Raw genomic sequence first — 18,825 nt, forward strand, 5'->3', positions numbered from 1 at the left:
GCAAGCCGAATACCCCATCTGCCCGACCGATTGCCCATGGCTGCCGGGCGGCTTTGCGCCCCATCTCGGCCGTTGTGGTTCGTTCTGCCAGTGTATAGAAGCGGACATTACCGGCGACCACACTGGGGATCGCGGTTGCACTAGGCGCAGCCGTAGTTGTCATGTCTTCCAAATTGTTCTTCTAGGAGAACACCGGATCGATCCGACATGAGACCGGCCTGTTGTCTGGAACTCCGTTGCGATATCTTGGCACGATGAAGCTCAGCCAGAGTATAAGGTTCTGCACCTCAGCGGATGGCACTCGCATCGCGGTCGCCTCTTGCGGGGAGGGAAAGGTGATCCTTCGGGCGCCGCATTGGCTCAGCCATGTCGACTACGATCTAGAAAGTCCGGTGTGGCGGCCGTGGCTTCAGGCGCTATCGTCCCGCAACCGGTTTGTACGCTACGATCCGCGCGGCTGCGGCCTGTCGGACCGTCATGTCGCAGATCTCTCACTTGAAGCGTGGCACGCCGATTTGGAGGCGGTGGCCGCGTCGATCGAGGAGCCGCGCTTCGTCCTGCTCGGTCTTTCCCAAGGCGGCGCTCTCGCCATCGCATACGCCTTGAGGCATCCCGAGCGGGTGTCTCATCTCGTCCTCTTGAATGCCTATGGCCAAGGCGCGAGAGTTCGAGCCCAGACGGAGGCCGAGCGGCTGGAGGCCGAGACGCTTGTCAACTTCATTCGTATCGGCTGGGGTCGCGACAATCCGGCCTTCTGTCGGTTCTTCACCAACCTCTTCATCCCCGACGGGACACCGGATCAGCACCGCTGGTGGGGTGACCTCGAGCGCGTAACGGCTACTCCCGACGTCGCCGCACAACTGCTTTCCCAGATGCAGGGGATCGACGTGTTGGATTTGGCAGCAAAGCTCCGCCTCCCGACTCTGATCGCACACAGCCGCGGCGATATGCGCGTGCCGTTCGACGAAGGCCGCAAGCTTGCGGCCGCGATTCCGGGCGCGCGTTTCGTGCCTCTGGAAAGCAAGAACCATGTGCTCTTGCCGGACGAGCCAGCTTGGGCAGTGTTCCAGGCCGAATTCGCACGCTTTCTCGAGCAGGATCAGCCAATGCAGCCGCGCGCCATCCGCGAAGCCGGTCTGACACCCGCAGAGGCGGCCATTTTGGAACTGGTTGCAGAGGGCCTCGATAACCGTTCGATCGCCGAACGCCTGGGCAAGCGCGAGAAGACCGTGCGCAACCAATTGTCAGCAATCTTCAGCAAGCTTGGCGTGCACAGCCGCTCGCAGGCGATCCTCATGACCCTTTCCAGGTAGGTTGCGGGGTCGTCAACGCGAATGCGGGACATTTGCCCCCAATAAGATCTGAGTTTCCGTGGCTGCGCGGGACAGCCGCCTCATGCCCGCGGGCACGGCAGGTCTCATTCTGGAATACCGAGGGCGGCTGGTCGCCGCCGGAAGACCAGGAGGAACCTCGACGTGACACAACTCAACGAAACGACACTCAACGAACTGGTGGGCCGCGTGCTTGGCGATCTCGGCGGTGCGGTCAGCGTGCCCCTCGTGCGGATCGGGGATTCGCTCGGCCTATACAAGACCCTGCGGGAGACTGGCCCGGCAACGGCCGACGAACTTGCCGATGCCGCGGGATGCGCGTCTCGCTATGTGCGCGAATGGCTGTCGGCACAGGCGGCATCGGGCTACGTGCACTACGAGGGCGGGCGGTTCTGTCTGACGCCCGAGCAGTCCTTCGTGTTTGCAGAGCCGGACAGCCCGGTCAATCTGATCGGCGCGTTCGATACCGCTGCCGCGATGGTCGAGAACCAGCCGAAGGTGCAGTCGGCCTTCAAGACCGGCAGGGGCGTTGCCTGGGGCGATCAGGCCGGTTGCATGTTCTGCGCTGTGGCACGGCTGTTCCGGCCAGGCTATGTAAACGCGCTTGTACAGGACTGGCTGCCGGCGCTCGACGGCGTCGTCGACAAGTTGGAGGCGGGCGCCAAAGTGGCCGATGTGGGGTGTGGCCACGGCCTGTCGACGATTCTCATGGCGCAGGCATTTCCTGCCTCACTTTTTACCGGCTACGATTTCCATCCGGCTTCCATTGCCGCTGCGACAGCGCATGCGAGAGGGCATGGCGTGGCGAACGTGCAGTTCGAGGTCGGCCGGGCACAGGACTTCGCCGGGCGTGATTTCGATCTGATCACCTGCTTCGACTGCCTGCACGACATGGGCGACCCCGAGGCCGCGGCGACGCATATCCGCAAGGCTTTGAAAGGCGGCGGCACCTGGATGGTGGTCGAGCCGATGGCCGGCGACACGCTGGAGGACAACATTAACCCGGTCGGGCGGCTCTACTACTCAGCCTCGACGATGATCTGCGTGCCAACTTCGTTGGCGCAGGAGACAGGTCTCGCGCTTGGCGCGCAGGCAGGAGAGAAGCGGCTGACCGAGGTGATCCGGTCAGGTGGCTTCATGCGTGTCCGGCGGGCCGCTCAGACCCCGCTCAACATGGTGCTCGAAGCGACCTGACGGCAAAAAGGCGTCCGCGTTCGACTCATATGCGGCACGGGCGGCGCATCCCCACCCCTTCGGTCCGTTTCAATGCTCCGCAGCTACCGACGCACGAACGTTCGGAGGGTCCGCTTTGCGGACAACACTTTGAAATTGTGCTCGCGAATTCGCCTCAGAAAGGACTACCCGTGTGAATGGCTCGTTCTGTGATGGGTTTCGGACGCCGGCCCCGGCGCCACGCCATCTCAGTAGAGGGCCGGCATCCGAAACCCATCACAGAACCGGCCATCCACTTGACACACGTCCAACGGCGGGAGTTGACCTCTTAGCGGAAGTTAGAACCACTGCCTCTCAAGAATGCGCAAGCAGCCTCCTAGCCGCCAAAATTGACACGGCAACGCAACTCACGACGCTGGACGAGTGGTCGGCGTTAGATGGGATGGTCAATCGGACCTGTTCACTCGCCCATCGTCTTTAGAGCCCGGGCGTGATTTTATTCAAAGCGCATGTCGATGCGCCGGGGGCTGGTTCGTCGACTTATTAGCGAGACTGTTCAGCGGCCATCACGTCCGCGGCTCGCCTCAGGAGGAGTTCTCAAATGCGCTTCATGTCGTTCGTCACTTCCGCCCACGCCGGACCGCCAACGGCGGAACTCATCGAGGCGATGAACAAGCTCGCCGACCGGGAAATCAAGGCCGGCCGCATGGTCGACATGGGCGGGCTCACGCCGGTCGCGATGGGCGCGCAGGTGCGCATCGCCGATGGGAAGCTCAGCGTCATCGATGGCCCGTTCGTCGAGGCGAAGGAGGTCATCGGCGGCTACGCGATCATGGAGTTCCGGAACAAGGAAGAGGCCGTGGCGTCGGCGGTCGAGTTCATGCAGCTCCACAAGGATTTCATGCCGGATTGGGAGGGCACGTGCGAGGTCCGCGCGTTTGCCGGCCCTTGAGGCGACGTTCCTGCAGACGCGGTCGGCGGTCATGACGGTCGCCGACGCCCATCGCACGATTCTCGCCGTGTGGCGGATCGAGCAGCCCCGGCTGATCACCAGTCTGGCGAGGATGCTGCGCGATGTGCCGCTGGCCGAGGATTTGACGCAGGAAGCCCTGCTGGCCGCCCTTGAGCGGTGGCCCGCCAGAGGCGTTCCGGAAAAACCCGGCGCCTGGCTGATGGCGACCGCCAAGCGCCGGGCCCTGGATCATCTGCGCCGCAGCCGGATGCTTGAGCGCAAGCACGACATTATCGCCTGGGACATGGAGGAGGAGCAGCAGGCCATGCCCAACCTCGACTCGGCCCTGGACGACGACATAGGCGATGAACTGCTTCGGCTCATCTTCACCGCCTGTCACCCGCGACTGTCGCGCGAGGCGCGGGCGGCGCTGGCACTGCGGATGATCTGCGGCCTGACAACCGAGGAGATCGCCAGGGCCTTCCTGCTGCCGGAGGCGACGATCGCCCAGCGCATCGTGCGCGCGAAGCGGACTCTTTCGGAATCGGGGCTGGCCTACGAGACCCCAAGCGGCGAGGAGCTCTCAAAGCGGCTCTCCTCGGTGCTGGAGGTCGTCTACCTCATCTTCAACGAAGGCTACACCGCGGCGAGCGGCGAGGACTGGCTGCGCCCCCAGCTCTGCAATGAAGCGCTTCGCATGGGCCGCGTGCTCACCTCCATCGTGCCGCACGAGCCCGAAGCCCATGGACTGCTCGCTCTGATGGAGCTGAACGCCTCGCGGACGGCGGCGCGTATTGACGCAGAGGGCGAGCCAATCCTCATGCTGGACCAAAACCGCGCACTCTGGGACCAACTCCAGATCCGGCGCGGGATGCAGGCGCTCGGGCGAGCACGCGAATTAGGCGGAGCCGGCGGCATTTACGTCCTCCAGGCGACGATTATCGCCTGCCACGCCCAGGCGAGGACGGCGGGCGATACCGATTGGTCGCGCATCGCCGGACTTTATGCGGAGCTGGCGGCTGTCGTGCGCTCGCCAATCATCGACCTCAACCGCACGGTTGCCGTCGGCATGGCCGAAGGCCCAGAAGTGGCGCTGGTGATCGTAGACCGCCTTGCGCGCGAGCCGGCGCTCAAAAGCTATCACCTGCTGCCGAGCGTTCGCGGCGACCTACTCCACAAGCTCGGCCGTTACGAGGAGGCGCGCGACGCATTCGAAGCGGCCGCGGCGCTGGCGGGCAACAGGCGGGAACATGACCTGCTGAGACGGCGCGCCGCTGAGGCGGCCGACGCAGCGATGTCATCATAATCCCTGATCAGACAAGGATATGGTCGACCCCGGATCGACCGCTTCCGGGGCTTTTGTCGTTTCCGTGTGTATGGTCCGACGTGGATGTCGCTGAACGTCCGCTGTCTCACCCGCCCCGGACTTCCAAGGCGGTTCCGTGAAACGGCACCTCAGGGTCATGGGCGTGAATTCTGATGAGGAGCGCCGCCCCGGGGCGGCCGGCCCCTTCCATCCGCCATTGCCGCACTGAACGGATCCTCAAATCGCCTCCCCTAGCTGCCGGGCGACGCCGCAATGCCAGCGCTTCACCTGCCAGGCCGGATGTCGCTGTTGCCAGCGGGCGATTTCCGACTGACCAGCGACCAGGCAAGTCATCAGCGACACGTCGCGGGCGTCGTAGGTCAGTTTGGTTTCCTTACATTCGCCCGTCGCAAGACAAGCGGCGATTACGAGTTCGATCATCATCCTCTCCATTCGTGAACAATGTCACTCCGCCGGAATGGCGGGGCGAAGAAGAGCGTGAACCCGATAGCGCCAGTCGTAACGAGATCGGCACGATCGCCGGACGAAACCGGACGAAATCTTGCGATCGCTAACGGAAGACTTGGGCGATTGCCGAATGCTGGAATTGGGACCGACTTCGGTATAGATTGGCGATGGGAGAAAACCCTGGGCATCCGCTCAGGGGGAAAGTTCCGATGCACAGCCCGGCACCGACGTTGCTTCGCCTGGACGGCCGCACGGTCGATCTTCAGTGCGGGTCGGTGACTGATCAAGCCGGGCATACCGTGATTTTGCGTCCACAAGCAGCTGAGGTTCTGAGGCTACTTGCCTTGAGGTCGGGCACGCTCGTCACCAAAGACGAACTGATGCAGGCGGTGTGGGGCGACATCGCTGTGACCGACGATAGCCTTGTCCAGTGCATAACCGAGATTCGCAAAGCGCTCGGCGACGAGAAGCATGAAATCGTCAGAACGATTCTGAAACGCGGCTACGTGTTCGAGCCAGGAACACAGCCTGGACGCCGTGATCGCCACAGGTTGATCACGGCGGTGATTGGGGTGGCAGCCATCATGGCGGCCATGCTCTGGCTGGCCAAGCCAACTCCAAGCCCGGCACCCGAGAGGTTGCCATCGATCGCGGTGTTACCCTTTGACGATATGAGCCAAGACAAAAGTCTTGCCTACATGGGAGACGGCGTCGCGGAGGACATCATTTCCATGTTGGCGCGAGCGCCGGACGTCATGGTGATCGCCCGCAATTCATCATTCACCTATGGAGGCCAGCCTTCCGATGTCCGTAAGATCGGCCGCGAACTCGGCGTCGACTATGTGCTGGAAGGCAGCGTCCGTAAGGAGGCGGACAAAATGCGCATCGTCGCGCAGCTCAACGACACGAAGACTGGAAAGCATCTGTGGGCCGAACGCTTCGACAAGGCGGGTGCCGACCCGCCAGCATTGCAGGACGAGGTGACGGGAAAAATCATCGCCGCTCTCACAGGAGAAAGAGGACAGCTCAAACAATCGCAATACCGCGAAGCTTGGGGGACGGACACGGCCGCCCTCGCCGAATACGACTACTACCTGCGTGCCCACGACGTTTACATGAAAGCGGAGACCAAGGACGAGAACGACCGCGCCGGCCGGATTTGGGAAGAGGGCCTGACCAAATTCCCGAATTCGACGCTCATCAAGGTCAAACTCGGCTGGTATTACTGGACTGCGGCGTGGAATTGGTGGAGCGACGACCTGACGGCCGATTTCCGCAAGGCAAGCAGCCTTGTCCGCGAAGTGCTCGCCGAGGACAACCTTACGCCGCAGGTGAGAAGGCTCGCACACTGGCTGTTCGCTTTCGTGTTGATGCGCGAAGGCGACTTTGCGGGGTCGATCCAGGAAGCCGACGCGGCCGTCGCCATGGGGCCTTATGATGCCTTCGTCATGGTCAGCCTGACGGAAGTCCTTGCAGCATCAGGCCAGCACGAGAAGGCCCTCGAATGGCTTGCTCTCGGCGAAGCGCGCGATCCTAGCCGAAAAATCAAGCATCATCTAATGAGAGCCTACAACTACCGATTGATGGGAAGGTACGAGGACTCGATCGGGGAATATCAGCAGACCGAGCCGATGTGGGCTTATTCTCGCCTGTCGCTCGCGATCAACTACGTCCGGCTTGAGCGGTTGGACGAAGCAAAAGCCGCGGTGACAGAAGCGCTGACGGCAAATCCGAGATTCACGCAGGCTGCCTGGCGAGAAGGCTCGTTCTACAGCGACCCCGCGATTCTCGAAGGCGAACTCGCCGACCTTGCCAAGGCAGGTCTGCCGGAGAAATGAAAGGGTCGCAGGCGTCGGCGTGATTGCAACCGGAAGTTTAGACGGCCGAACGATGTCTTTTCCATCCTTAGCTTTTACCGCAATCGCGGTTGTGCTGGCGGCAACTGCTGCTGGATCTGCTGAGCAGTTCGATGAGTTTGCCCTGCCTTTTGACAGTCCGGATTTGACGCTTCCGGATCAGACGCGGGAGCGCGAATTCGCCCGGAGGCCGCACGTCCATGACGGTAACGAGGCAAGCATTCGGAAAGCTCCTCGCGCGTAACCGCCCCCGTGTCGGCGCGAGCATCGAAATAGCTGCGCACGATGCAGTCGACCTCGGCGAATGGAATTCGGCCGCGGTTAGGACGGCGAACTGGCAGCGGGACAAGTTTTTCGGAATACTGACCCGATCAAGCTTCGTCGAGCCAGACTTTCCCAAGGTCGTACTCGAGGGTCGGATGAACGCTGAAATTCCGCACGTTCTGGGCGCAGTGGTTGTAGAGCTTACGCCAGTAGGGCTGAATGATAATACCGGAGTCCTGTAAGATCTTTTCGATGTCCACCATCAGTTCCTTGCGCTTTTCGGCATCCGCGATCGAAAGCGCATTCTCGAGCTTCTCGTCAAATTCCTTATTGGACCATGAGGTCTCGTTCCACGATTCGCCGGAGCGATAGGCGAGCGCCAGAACTTGTACGCCGAGCGGACGCATGTTCCAGCTGGTCATCGAATAAGGATATTTCGTCCAGTCGTTCCAAAAGGTGGAACTCGGAAGCACGGTGCGCTTGACCTTGAAGCCGGCGTCTCGAAGCTATGGCGTCGCCGGTGTTCTTCTGCCAATCCTCGTCGACCGTGATGAGGTCATGCTCGAAGTCGGCCTGGCCGGCGGCCTCCATTAGCGACTTGGCCTTAGCTGGGTCGCGGGCGATCTTGGGGAGTTCAGCATATTCGGGATGGATTTGGCAGACATGGTGGTTCTCGGCTGGAACGCCGGCGTCGCTGATTCCAAGCTGGAGAACAACTTTGTTGTCGACTGCAAGTTGCAGCGCGCTACGCACTCTCTGGTCGTCATAGGGTTTGGTTTTGACGTTGGTGCGAGCAACGATCGTAGACGCCGTGAGGGCTTCCGATTTCACCAATTCGAGACCGTCGAGGATACTGACATAGTCGGCCGTGGTTTCGTTGTTTGCGTGCACCTCGCCCGCCTCAAAGGCGCTGACCATCGCCGCTGGATCGCTGCCGTAGTCGATAAATTCGACACCGTCGAGATGGACCTCACCGCCCCACCACTTGCCGTCCTCACGACGTATGAAGACGACCCTCTGGCCGACATCATAGGAGACCAGCTGAAAGGGGCCGGTGCCGATTGGGTTCTTGGCGAAGTTCGCGCCGGTCTCGTCGAACGAGCGGTGCACTACCAGGGCCGGATAGTCGGTTAGGTTTGGGATGAACGCAATGTTCGACTTGGCCAGCGTGAGTTTGACCGTCATGTCATCGACCGTGGTGATGGAGCCCTCACGCAGCTTGCCCGTGGTCTCATCGACCAGCGATCCAAGGCGGCCCGGCATCGTGTTACCTTCCACGCTTTTGTCAGCCCAGCGAGTAAAGTTGAAGATAACGTCGTCCGCATTAAACGGTTCGCCGTTGCTCCAGATGACGCCGGGTCGGATATGAAGTGTGTATTCAGTAGCGTCGTCGTTGACGTCCCAGCTCTTGAGGAGATACGGCTCGATTGTGTAGTCCTTGGTGTATTTCACCAGCGGCTCAAGCATTTGCCGCTCTGCATTAGCGATTTCCGACCAGTCGGCGGTACGGGGATCCTTTGGATCCTTTACCGGCATGGCTACTTTCAACACACCGCCCTTCTTCGGTTCCTGCGCGGCGGCTGGTGTCGGCGCGGTCAGCCCGATCATGCCGTAGGCCATAGCGGTTGAAGCACCGAAGACGCTGGCGAGAGCGAGGAACTCGCGGCGGTCAACCAATCCCGCCTTCACATGCAAGGCCGTGGTTTGAATGTGATCGGGAACTTGATCCCCGTTGCTCTTGTAGACTGTCATGACTTGTTCCCCATTTGTGGTGCTTTTTCACGGAACGACGATCGCGCCAACTTCTTGCGAACTAAGCGGCGTCTCACGCGATTTCCGCCGGTCCGCGGAGCGGTTCGCCTCATTGATGCTGTCGATCACCTCCCGCACCTCGCCTTCGGTGATAGTCTCTCCTGCGAACCATGCGATCGTGCTGTGGATGCCGACGAACGACATTCGGCAATAGCCGATGAGTTGGTCTGCGCCATTGTCGTCTAGCGCGAGCCGAGAGCGGAAGAAGGCATGCAGCTTCTCGTAGCCGACCGGGTCGTCCAGAATGAGAAATGGCTGACTGTCGAGGGTGAGCTGCCGCGCCGCTGTTTGCGCCGGCTCGCACATCACTTCGCCAGAAAGGCGGATGTCGCGAGACGAAGCTCCTACATCGATCCTGTATGGGCCTCCATCCAATAGCCATCGCTGATGCGCGGGGTCGAAATATCGCAGATCGCGCGCACTGATGGCGACCTCGATGCGCCTCGTCTCGCCCGGATAGAGTTCGACCTTTGCAAAGCCCTTCAGCTCGCGCTCCGGCCTGTGGAGTCGCGGCTTTTCTGGCCCCGCCATATACCTGACAGATCTCCTTGCCGGTCACAGGGCCCGTGTTTGTCACGGCGAAACTAACCATTAGCGTGTCGTCCTCGCAGAGGATCGCCCGATCAAGATCAAGTTCGGAATACGCGAACGTCGTGTAACTGAGGCCGAAACCGAAGGGGAAGAGCGGGGCGATGCGTCGCCGGTCATAGTAGCGGTAGCCAACAAAAATGCCTTCCGCATAGCTGTGGCGATCGTTCTCGCCGGGATACAGGAGGAACGCCGGGGTATCTTCAAGCCGCGCCGGAAACGTCACGGTAAGCTTGCCGGACGGGTTGCGACGGCCGAACAGGATTTCGGCCACTGCCCCGCCCATGCCCTGCCCAGCGAAAAACGTGGACAGCACGGCAGGCACATGCGCCAGCCACGGCATCTCGACCGCGTCAGGCGACGCCAGAACAACCACGGTCCGCGGGTTTACCCGAGCTACCTGCTCGATCAGGGCGTCCTGCCCGCCCGCCAGATGAAGATCGGTACGGTCGGTGCCTTCTCCGTCATAGGTGACATCGGTGTTCGCGAAGACGATGACGGCGTCGGCACCTGCCGCAGCAAGGACCGCCGCCGCGGCAAGACCAGCGTTCGTATCGGCATCATGTCCTTGAAGCGGGAAGTAGTTCACCTCGGCGTCCGGATCGGCAAATGCGTGAATGTGCTCAAACGGGATGTCGACACGTGTCGGACGGGTGGTAGCGCAGCCCGACCCCTGGATAACGGGTTCAACTGCTGGGTTTTCCGATCACCACGATTCGCTTGAGGCCCGGCGGCAGGGGCAACAAGGGGCCTTCGTTCTTGAGCAGCACGATGGACTCTGCAGCCATCTTGCGCGCAAGCTCGTGGTTGGCTTCCAGATCGAAGGTCGCATCGCGACGTTCGCCCCCCTTCGCCCGACGAACCAACTCCAGAATCCGGATGCAGGATTGGTCGACCGCAGCCATCGGTACGCTGCCATTTTCCATGGCGGCAAGAAGCCGGCGCCTGCGGGATCTGCTTTCCGGCATATCGAGATCATTACCGGCAATCGCTGCGGCCGGTCGATCCTTGATGCCGTGCCAGTCGGAAACCACGAGCCCGTCATAGTTCCACTCGTCCCGTAACACCTTGGTGAGCAACCAGTGGCTCTCTGCGGCCTGGACGCCATTCAGCCTGTTGTATGAACTCATCACGGTCCAGGGATTGCTCTTGCGGATAGCGCGCTCGAAACCTGCAAGGTAGATCTCCCGAAGCGCGCGCTCGTCCACATCGGAACTCATCGTCGTCCGCTGGATCTCGGAGTTGTTGCATGCAAAATGCTTCAACGAGGCCCCGACGCCGTTTTTTTGCAGGCCGTTGATTACAGAGGCCGCAAGATCGCCGGCAAGAACCGGATCCTCAGCGTAGTACTCGTAGCTGCGCCCACCCAGCGGTGTACGTCGTATATTGATGCCCGGACCCAGCAAGAGGTTGACGCCAAAGGCCTGGCATTCCGCGGCCAGCACGCGCCCCAATTCGTATGCGAGATCGACGTCCCAAGAGCAGCCAAAGGCGGAGCCATTCGGGAAACATGTCGCAGGCCGCGTGGAACTGAAATCAGGTGCCAGAGGCTGATCGGCCCGCTGATTCACCACAGACAGGAACTGTTCGAGATTGGTGCGCTCGTCGTTGATCCCATCGATCTGATCAATCGAATAGCGCACGCCATATGTGCCATCTGTCATGATGATTTCAGGGATGTTCAGGCGATAGTTGGCCGCAGTCCGCCACAGGCCTTTCCCCGTCAGCAGATCGGCTTTCTCTTCACTCGTCATCTCGTCGACGAGTGAGCTCAGGTCGCTATCAGATACGTCCCACACCGAATCAAAGCCTCTCCACCTGCATTGGCCACAGCTCCAATTTGACAATTGCCGTCCTTCGGCCGGGCACTCCCTCCGTGATGGGAATCTGATCGCCAGAGGCCGAACGCCCTTGACCAGGCCGGTATGGGCAACACTATTGCACTACCGCGCCAATCGATAGATGCAGTATGTGACCTCGTTGAACGTCACTTTTTGATATTTCTGTGCAAGGTGGTTTGGGATGTCGGAGCGTGACGCGATATTTGTGGGTGCCTCGGCCGGAGAGCGCCGGTATGGGGTCAACCATGGGCTTCAACAACTCGACCTCGACGGCATCTCGCGGGCTAGACCTTTTATTCACGGTGCCAGCGACATCCCTTTTCATTGGCATCCGGAAATGGAGATCCTTTTGGTGCTGAGGGGAACCGCGCGAATCGTAGTGGAAGGGCGGCCCTGTCTGATGCACGAAGACGATCTGATGATCATCAACGCAGATGAAACGCACAATTCGGTGTCCCTTTCGGCCGATTCACTCATCTGCGGTGTTCATCTTGATGTTTCGCATTATGAGAGGCTTGGTCTTCCGGGTTTCGCGGAACGTTCCTATCGCTGCAAAAGCTTTCTGCACGGTAAGCCGTTTCAACGAATGATCCTGCCGATTAAGGCATTCGTGGCGCGCATGATTCTCAGCGATACGCGAAGGCCTGACGATGCAGTCGTGCGGGGTGCGATGGCGACGGGGCTGAGCTGCTACATTCACCGCTTCATACCGTGGGAGCCGATCGATCATCAGCGCCGCGAGCCGCGAGGGGGCGGCCGCGATCGCATATTGCGGATCATGGACAGTTTGGGTCGCCTCCGTCCTGCGCCATCGCTTGGCGAACTTGCTAGCGCGGAGGGTGTTACGATGAGCCATTTGTCGCGCCTTTTCCGGGCGCGCACCGGCATCAGCTTCCGAGACTACGTGCAAAGTATCAAGATAGACGCCGTGGTGGAAGATCTTCTGACGACAACCGAGACGGTTTTGAACATCATGTCCGCTCGTGGGATTGGAAATCCGTCCTTGTTCTACCACCGGTTTCGAGAGCGTTTCGGGTGCAGTCCCCTCCAGTTTCTGCAGCGCGCGCATTCGGTCGTGACAAATTCCCAATTGCCGGATGAATCCTACAAGGCCGCTTTCGCGAGGCTTCAGAGCTACATGGCCAACATGGCATGGGCGTCCGACATCACTTTCGGTCTGCCTGCTACGCGCGAATATGTCGCGGTCGCGGCCTTGCACCAGACTCCTTCGCTACGGCCGGCCGCTTCTTCACCGGCGGGACGCTAGGGCCACTGCTGCTTGGCGTTTCTGGGCTCGCTGCCTGTGCGTTCCGATCGGCGACACGGAAGGCAGAAAACCACGCTGAGCTGCCTGAGGTAGCAAGCGTCCGGCTTTCACCATCTAGCGGCGGCGAGCGAGCCTCAATTCTTCGGCCGCGGCGGCTCCAGGATCAGCCATTTGATGATGCCCATGGCCGGCAGCACCCAGAGCATGCCGCTGAGCAGGAAGAACAGGAAATGCGCCCACGGTCCCGATTCCGCCAGTTGGGCAACCGCCACGATCGATGCGACCAGCGCATAGACGATGACCAGTGCCACCAGCAGGATTGTTCCGATCAGCTTTTTCAGGCGAATGGGCATTTCGCGATCCGGTTGATCCCTATCGCTTAGGCCCAACGGAAGAGGCACGCAACAGCCAAGAAGCGGCGCGACGGCGTGCCGCGCTGTCCGGTCTTGCCAGTTGGATTGCGATGGTTCACCAATCCGCGACTGCAACCTGCCGGGACAACACTATGGCTGCCATATCAGCTGCCGCGCCTTTCGTGGCCCGCGACCGCGACCTGCGTAATCGGACGCTGGTGCGCGGCTGGCTCTATGTCGTGCTCCTGGTGCTGTTTGTGCTGGTGCTGGTCGGCGGCGCCACCAGGCTCACCGAATCCGGCCTGTCGATCACCGAATGGAAACCGATTCACGGCGTCATCCCGCCGCTCAACGACGCCGAATGGCAGGAGGAGTTCCAGCGCTACCAGCAGATCCCGCAATATGCCGAGCTCAACAAGGGCATGAGCATTGAAGCGTTCAAGTCGATCTTCTGGTGGGAATGGCTGCACCGTATCCTGGCACGCGGTGTCGGCGTGGTTTTCGCCGTGCCGCTGGTGTTTTTCTGGGCGACGCGCCGCATCGAGCGCGGTCTTGGGCCGAAACTGTTGGGCATTCTCTTTCTCGGCGGCCTGCAGGGCGCGATCGGCTGGTGGATGGTGGCGTCCGGACTGGTCGACCGGGTCTCCGTAAGCCAGTACCGGCTGGCGACGCATCTGACGCTGGCCGCGCTGATCTTCACCGCGACCATGGTGGTCGCGCGTGGATTGGCCCCGCACTCCGAGCCCGCCGCCGACCGTTCGACCCAGCGTCTGGCCGGCTTTCTGGTGTTGCTGGCGCTGATCCAGATCTATCTCGGCGGGCTGGTCGCCGGGCTCGATGCCGGCCTGAGCTACAACACCTGGCCGCTGATGGACGGCAAGCTCATCCCAGGCGATCTGTTGATCCTCGAGCCGGCATGGCGCAATTTCTTCGAGGGCCCGAAGACGGTCCAGTTCATCCACCGGCTCGGCGCCTATGTGATTTTCGTCGCAGCGCTTTGGCACATGATCGCGACCCACCACCGCCAGCCCGGCACCACGCATGCGCGCCGCGCGACGCTGCTGTTTATGCTGGTGCTGGTGCAGGCCTTGATCGGCATCGGCACGCTGCTGATGCAGGTGCCGTTGCACATGGCGCTGACGCATCAGGCATTCGCGCTTGTCCTGCTGGGGTTTGCCGCAGCGCATTGGCGCGGCACCAAGGGCGCTTATCCCATGCCCAACCAGATCGCCGTCAGAGGCTGAGCCGCACCGCCCTGATCGCCGTGGCAATGGACAATTCACGGCTTTCCTCGATCGCATTTGCCGTCTTCATGATGCCATGACGCCGACAGGCAGCCATAGGCGATGGCATGATCCAGAATGGCTGTCGGCGTTTGGCCGAGCGTCTTGGCGAAGATCTCGGCCATGTCGGCAATCCGCCGGGGATCACGGCAAAGGTCGTCGCGGTCGAGCGGGTTGTAGAACATGTTTGCCGTATCGAAGCCCGGATCGCCGAGAACGCCCTTCGGGTCGATCGCCAGCCAGCCGCGCGATCCCAGCATGATGTTGTCGTGATGCAGGTCGCCATGCAGCGGCAGCACGTCGACTGGATCGGCCAACAGCCGTTCCGCAGTCGCAGCCGCTTCGACGTAGAGGCTCTTTTCGCCGGTGTCGCGATCGATCCTCGCCTTGTTGAACAGAGACTGGAAAACCGTACCCGCAGCGGCTGAAGATCTGGTGGGGCAGGGTGGTCGGATGGCGAGAACAGTCTTGCCATCACTTCGGCCGCGATTGCTGTAGCGGCATTGTCTCCCTGCTCCGCGAGAACCTGTGACAGCAAGGTTTCACCGGCATATTCGAGCAGCATGCAGTGGCCGTCGCGGCCGAGCAGCCGCACCGCGCCTTCGCCGCGCCGCCAGGCGAGGAAATGGGCGCCGCGCAACTCGTCTTCGACGTCGTCGAAAGCTTTGAGGGCCTTGACGATCGCCGGCGAGCGGTCCTCGCGAACAACCTTCCAGATGCGGCTGCTGAACGTCTCGGCGATCAGTTCTGGCGCGTCGACCTTCCAGCGGCTTGGAAATGCCGGAGCGTCCATTCAGTGCTTGAGGCCGAGCATCAGATCCATGTTCTGCACGGCAGCGCCCGAGGCGCCCTTGCCGAGATTGTCGTAGACGGCGAACAGCAGCGCCTGGGCCCTGTCGTCGTTGGCGAAGACATGGAGCATCATCCGGTTGGTGCCATTGTAGATTTCGGGATCGATCTCCGGCACGCGCTCCAGCTCCGCATAGGGCGCCACCTCGACCACGCCGCCATCGATCGCGGCGAAATGGTCAGCGATTGCAGCGTGGAGCTCGGCGCCGGTCGGCACATAGTCGAGGCCGCCGAGCTGCAGCGGCACGACGGTGATCATGCCTTGCGCGAAATTGCCGACCGCCGGCTGCATGATCGGATCATGCGACAGCTTCGCATAGGTCCTGAGCTCCGGCACGTGCTTGTGCTGCAGGGTCAGCCCGTAGGGCAGGAATTCCGAGGCATCTTCGCCCTTGGCGACATAGTCCTCGATCATCGGCCGGCCGCCGCCCGAATAGCCCGTGATGCCGTTGACGGTGACCGGAAAATCCGGTGGCAACAGCCCGGCCGCCACCAGCGGCCTGAGCGTCGCGATCGGGCCTTGCGGCCAGCAGCCTGGATTGGTAACGCGCTTCGCCAAAGCGATCTTGCGCGCCTGAGCCTTGTCCATTTCGGCAAAACCATATTCCCAGCCTTCGGCCACGCGATGCGCGGTCGAGGCGTCGATAACCCTTGTCGTGTCGTTGCTGATCAGCGAGACGCTTTCTTTCGCGGCTGCGTCCGGCAGGCACAGGATCGCGACATCGGCGGCGTTGAGGAACTCGGCCCTGGCTGCCGGTTCCTTGCGGCGCTCGGTCGGAATTGAGATGATCTCCAGGTCACCGCGCTCGGCAAGCAGCGCCCTGATCTGGAGACCGGTGGTGCCGTGCTCGCCGTCGATGAAGATTTTCGGTTTCATTTGCCTGCCTGAATTCCTGCTATGTTAGATGCCGCTTGCCTGATTCAATCCGACGACGGCGTGATTGCCGTTGTTCAGCTCTTCGAGCCGGGCCTTTCGTTCCGCCAGCAGCCCGAGATAGTGCATGGCCACCGTCGACCCGGCAATTGCCGTTATATCGGCGTGATCATAGGCCGGCGCAACCTCCACGACATCGGCGCCGACGATATCGACCTGATTGATCTGGCGCAGCACCGACAGGATTTTTGCCGAGGATGGCCCGCCGGCGACCGGTGTGCCGGTGCCGGGCGCGAAGGCCGGGTCGAGGCAATCGATGTCAAAAGTGACGTAGGCCTTCTTGCCGCCGGTGCGGTCGACGATGGCATAGGCGATATCGGACGCGCGCATGTCCTCGACTTCGTGGCCGTACAGGATCTTGATGCCGAAGGTGTCGGGCGCATGGGTGCGGATGCCGATCTGGATCGAACGGTCGGGATCGATAATCCCCTCCTTGACAGCACGGCCGACGAAGGAGCCGTGATCGATGCGCTTGCCGTCGTCCGGCCAGGTGTCCTGGTGGGCGTCGAACTGCACCATGGCGAGCGGACCGTGGATGGCGGCATGCGCCTTGAGCAGCGGCCAGGTGACGAAATGGTCGCCGCCGAGCGATAGCAGGAAGGCGCCGGATTTCAGGATCCTTGCCGCCTCGCGTTCGATCGTTCCCGGCGTCTTCTGGTGATTGCCGCTGTCGAGCAGGCAATCGCCATAGTCGACCACGGCGAGATGTTCGAACAAATCGCGCGAAAACGGGTATTGCGGGTCGTTGTCGAGGATGGTCGAGGCGCGGCGAATCGCCTGCGGTCCGAAACGCGCGCCCGGCCGGTTGGTGACGGCGGCGTCGAAGGGGATGCCCCACACCACCGCGTCCGCGCCCTTCACGTCCTTCGTGTATTTGCGTCGCATGAACGACAGTGCGCCGGCATAGGTCGGTTCGAAGGACGCACCCGTCCTGGCCCGGGCGGTGAAGGCGTGGTCGATGTTGGTGTTCGGCATGAAGCGATCTCCTGTCCGTCGAGGCGCAACCTTATTGGATATAATTCTAAGAAATGCGACCCCTTCCGAGGGCTATGGCCGTTCGAGCTCGGTCACAACTTCTTGCTTGCCAAGTGAGCCCGCATGGCAAGCCCGGAAACGGCGTAGATAAGCATGAATACAACCGAAAGTAGCCAGCCGACCTATCGTGGGATGGTTGTCAGCCGGGGAACGAAGCAGGTTTCAGCACGCCAAGCTGGCCACCGACCGCCAGTACGGCGGCATCAATCTCGGCAAGTTGATTGCCGTCGGTGCGAGATTGAAGAACGGCCGCTTCAGCCGGCAGTGACGTGACTTTCCGGCATTTTGCGAAGCCGGCTTCGTTCACTGGGCTGTCACGTGCGTCGCTTATCCGGGTCTGCATCCGGTAGGAGCGATTCTCATGCGAACGATCTGGCTGAACCTTCTGCTTGCCGCCGCCTCGGTGCTGTTCACCGGCTCGGCATCGGCAGGCGAAACACGCGCCAGGCAGATTCTCGACCGTTTCGAACACGCCAACCAATGGCGCGACCATGTCATGGTGGCGGCGCACCGTGCCGGCAGTCTGCAGGCCCGCAAGACGCTCTTTGCGGAGAACTCGATCGCCGCCCTCGAGGCTTCGATCGCGCTTGGCGCCGAAATTGTCGAGGTCGACGTCAGGCGTTCGAAGGACGGCCAGTTCGTCGTCATGCACGACAGCTGGCTCGACCGCACGACGAATTGCAAGGGCGAGGTGATCAAGCGCACCGTGGCCGAACTCAAGACCTGCAGGCTGGTGATCGAAGGCACCGGCGCCGTCACGGACGAGCCGGTTTCGACGCTGCGCGAGATGCTGATGGCGACCAAGGACAGGATCCTCATCAACATCGACAACAAACTCAACGTCGACAGCCTGGCCGGCATGATCGCGGTGGCGCGCGACCTTGGCATGGCCGAACAGGTGATCGTCAAGGAGAACCTGTGGAACCCGGCCAGGATCACCACTGTCAAGGCCGCGATGGGCGCGATCGGCAGCGGTTTCCAGTTCATGCCGATCATTGCCGACGACGCGGTTCGCGACGCCGGTTTCGCCGAGAAAGTCAGCGGCGCCTTTTCGCCGCGCGCGGTCGAAATGATCAACTGGCGGGACGGCGCGGAGACGCTGACCGAGACCGGCGGCCCGCTGTTCAGCCCCCGCATGCGCGCGGCCGCGATAAGGGGCGACTGGCACATCTGGGCCAATACCTACGCCATCGTCAACAAGCCGGGCGGCTTCCTTGCCGGCGGTCGCGGCGATGAACTGGCGGTGTTCGCCAGTCTGCCGCGCGAGACATACGGCTTCTGGGCCGAGCGCGGTGCCACCATCATCCAGACCGACGAGCCGAAAGCGGCGATCGACTGGCTGGCCGCGAACGGCTACCGCGTGCCTTATTCTGATCAGGCGCGGCCGGCGGAGTCGGCGAACACGGCGAGCATCAACTAGAAATGGTGGCTGAAGCTGCCGATCTCCCCCTTGTGGGGGAGATGCCAAGTTTTGGCAAAGAGGGCAGGGCAGAGGGGGCGCTGTCCCATGGGC

Annotated in this window: 16 protein-coding genes and 3 pseudogenes; 8 read left to right on the forward strand and 11 right to left on the reverse strand. The window is 61.6% G+C overall.

Translation table 11 applies throughout. The features are described 5' to 3' along the window. Nucleotides 1-254: 254 nt before the first annotated feature. The 4 genes from NMG80_RS36795 to NMG80_RS36810 all read left to right on the forward strand — a co-directional run bounded on the left by NMG80_RS36795 (nt 255) and on the right by NMG80_RS36810 (nt 4,762). On the forward strand, nt 255-1,313 hold the full coding sequence (locus tag NMG80_RS36795; RefSeq protein ID WP_367186069.1) for an alpha/beta fold hydrolase: 1,059 nt from the start codon (nt 255-257) through the stop codon (nt 1,311-1,313). A gap of 162 nt (nt 1,314-1,475) precedes the next feature. Next, nucleotides 1,476-2,525 carry a methyltransferase domain-containing protein gene (locus tag NMG80_RS36800; RefSeq protein ID WP_254022679.1) on the forward strand — a complete coding sequence of 350 codons (1,050 nt, stop codon included), beginning with the start codon at nt 1,476-1,478 and terminating at the stop codon, nt 2,523-2,525. A gap of 580 nt (nt 2,526-3,105) precedes the next feature. Beyond that, on the forward strand, nt 3,106-3,456 hold the full coding sequence (locus NMG80_RS36805; RefSeq protein ID WP_027156019.1) for a YciI family protein: 351 nt from the start codon (nt 3,106-3,108) through the stop codon (nt 3,454-3,456). Between the two features lie 31 nt (nt 3,457-3,487). Continuing rightward, nucleotides 3,488-4,762, forward strand: a complete 1,275-nt coding sequence (locus NMG80_RS36810; protein ID WP_254022680.1) for an RNA polymerase sigma factor — start codon at nt 3,488-3,490, stop codon at nt 4,760-4,762. 237 nt (nt 4,763-4,999) lie between these two features. Here the strand turns inward: NMG80_RS36810 and NMG80_RS36815 are convergent, their stop codons facing one another. Further along, complete coding sequence (locus tag NMG80_RS36815; RefSeq protein WP_254022681.1) at nt 5,000-5,203, reverse strand: hypothetical protein; 204 nt, start codon at nt 5,201-5,203, stop codon at nt 5,000-5,002. Between the two features lie 236 nt (nt 5,204-5,439). Between NMG80_RS36815 and NMG80_RS36820 the strand changes: the two genes are divergently transcribed. Beyond that, entirely contained in the window at nt 5,440-7,068 is a 1,629-nt protein-coding gene (locus NMG80_RS36820) for a winged helix-turn-helix domain-containing protein (RefSeq protein WP_254022682.1), read from the forward strand. Nucleotides 7,069-7,457: 389 nt separating this feature from the next. Here NMG80_RS36820 and NMG80_RS36825 read toward each other — a convergent pair. The 4 genes and pseudogenes from NMG80_RS36825 to NMG80_RS37635 all read right to left on the reverse strand — a co-directional run bounded on the left by NMG80_RS36825 (nt 7,458) and on the right by NMG80_RS37635 (nt 11,549). Next, nucleotides 7,458-9,102, reverse strand: a pseudogene (locus tag NMG80_RS36825) (ABC transporter substrate-binding protein). 27 nt (nt 9,103-9,129) lie between these two features. Continuing rightward, the gene (locus NMG80_RS37625; protein WP_367186066.1) at nt 9,130-9,693 is read right to left on the reverse strand and encodes a fibronectin type III-like domain-contianing protein; all 564 of its coding nucleotides are present in this window, start codon (nt 9,691-9,693) and stop codon (nt 9,130-9,132) included. Between the two features lie 244 nt (nt 9,694-9,937). After that, a pseudogene (locus NMG80_RS37630) lies at nt 9,938-10,429 on the reverse strand (glycoside hydrolase family 3 protein); the annotation flags it as partial. A gap of 7 nt (nt 10,430-10,436) precedes the next feature. Beyond that, on the reverse strand, nt 10,437-11,549 hold the full coding sequence (locus NMG80_RS37635) for a glycoside hydrolase family 3 protein (RefSeq protein WP_367186067.1): 1,113 nt from the start codon (nt 11,547-11,549) through the stop codon (nt 10,437-10,439). A gap of 223 nt (nt 11,550-11,772) precedes the next feature. On the opposite strand from NMG80_RS37635, the gene NMG80_RS36835 reads away from it, so the two are divergent. Then, nucleotides 11,773-12,858 (forward strand): AraC family transcriptional regulator, encoded by a 1,086-nt coding sequence (locus NMG80_RS36835; RefSeq protein ID WP_254022683.1) that lies wholly within the window; start codon nt 11,773-11,775, stop codon nt 12,856-12,858. 134 nt (nt 12,859-12,992) lie between these two features. Here NMG80_RS36835 and NMG80_RS36840 read toward each other — a convergent pair whose 3' ends face one another. Next, nucleotides 12,993-13,211 carry a DUF2842 domain-containing protein gene (locus NMG80_RS36840; protein WP_023798362.1) on the reverse strand — a complete coding sequence of 73 codons (219 nt, stop codon included), beginning with the start codon at nt 13,209-13,211 and terminating at the stop codon, nt 12,993-12,995. 152 nt (nt 13,212-13,363) lie between these two features. On the opposite strand from NMG80_RS36840, the gene NMG80_RS36845 reads away from it, so the two are divergent. Further along, nucleotides 13,364-14,455 carry a COX15/CtaA family protein gene (locus tag NMG80_RS36845; RefSeq protein ID WP_254022684.1) on the forward strand — a complete coding sequence of 364 codons (1,092 nt, stop codon included), beginning with the start codon at nt 13,364-13,366 and terminating at the stop codon, nt 14,453-14,455. Between the two features lie 35 nt (nt 14,456-14,490). On the opposite strand, the gene NMG80_RS37145 is transcribed toward NMG80_RS36845, so the two are convergent. The 5 genes and pseudogenes from NMG80_RS37145 to NMG80_RS36865 form a co-directional block, all read right to left on the reverse strand. Further along, nucleotides 14,491-14,811, reverse strand: coding sequence for an aminoglycoside phosphotransferase family protein (locus NMG80_RS37145; RefSeq protein ID WP_367186068.1), 321 nt, complete (start codon nt 14,809-14,811; stop codon nt 14,491-14,493). A gap of 74 nt (nt 14,812-14,885) precedes the next feature. After that, a pseudogene (locus tag NMG80_RS37150) lies at nt 14,886-15,287 on the reverse strand (aminoglycoside phosphotransferase family protein); the annotation flags it as partial. Further along, nucleotides 15,288-16,220, reverse strand: coding sequence for an N-acetyl-gamma-glutamyl-phosphate reductase (gene argC, locus NMG80_RS36855; RefSeq protein ID WP_254022685.1), 933 nt, complete (start codon nt 16,218-16,220; stop codon nt 15,288-15,290). Nucleotides 16,221-16,244: 24 nt separating this feature from the next. Continuing rightward, nucleotides 16,245-17,252, reverse strand: a complete 1,008-nt coding sequence (speB, locus tag NMG80_RS36860; RefSeq protein WP_254022686.1) for an agmatinase — start codon at nt 17,250-17,252, stop codon at nt 16,245-16,247. Between the two features lie 199 nt (nt 17,253-17,451). After that, the gene (locus NMG80_RS36865; protein ID WP_254022687.1) at nt 17,452-17,619 is read right to left on the reverse strand and encodes a hypothetical protein; all 168 of its coding nucleotides are present in this window, start codon (nt 17,617-17,619) and stop codon (nt 17,452-17,454) included. 54 nt (nt 17,620-17,673) lie between these two features. Between NMG80_RS36865 and NMG80_RS36870 the strand changes: the two genes are divergently transcribed. Continuing rightward, complete coding sequence (locus NMG80_RS36870) at nt 17,674-18,732, forward strand: glycerophosphodiester phosphodiesterase family protein (protein ID WP_254022688.1); 1,059 nt, start codon at nt 17,674-17,676, stop codon at nt 18,730-18,732. Nucleotides 18,733-18,825: the final 93 nt, after the last annotated feature.

Source organism: Mesorhizobium escarrei (genome assembly GCF_935825525.1).
In the GTDB taxonomy this organism is placed as follows: Bacteria; Pseudomonadota; Alphaproteobacteria; order Rhizobiales; family Rhizobiaceae; genus Mesorhizobium; species Mesorhizobium escarrei.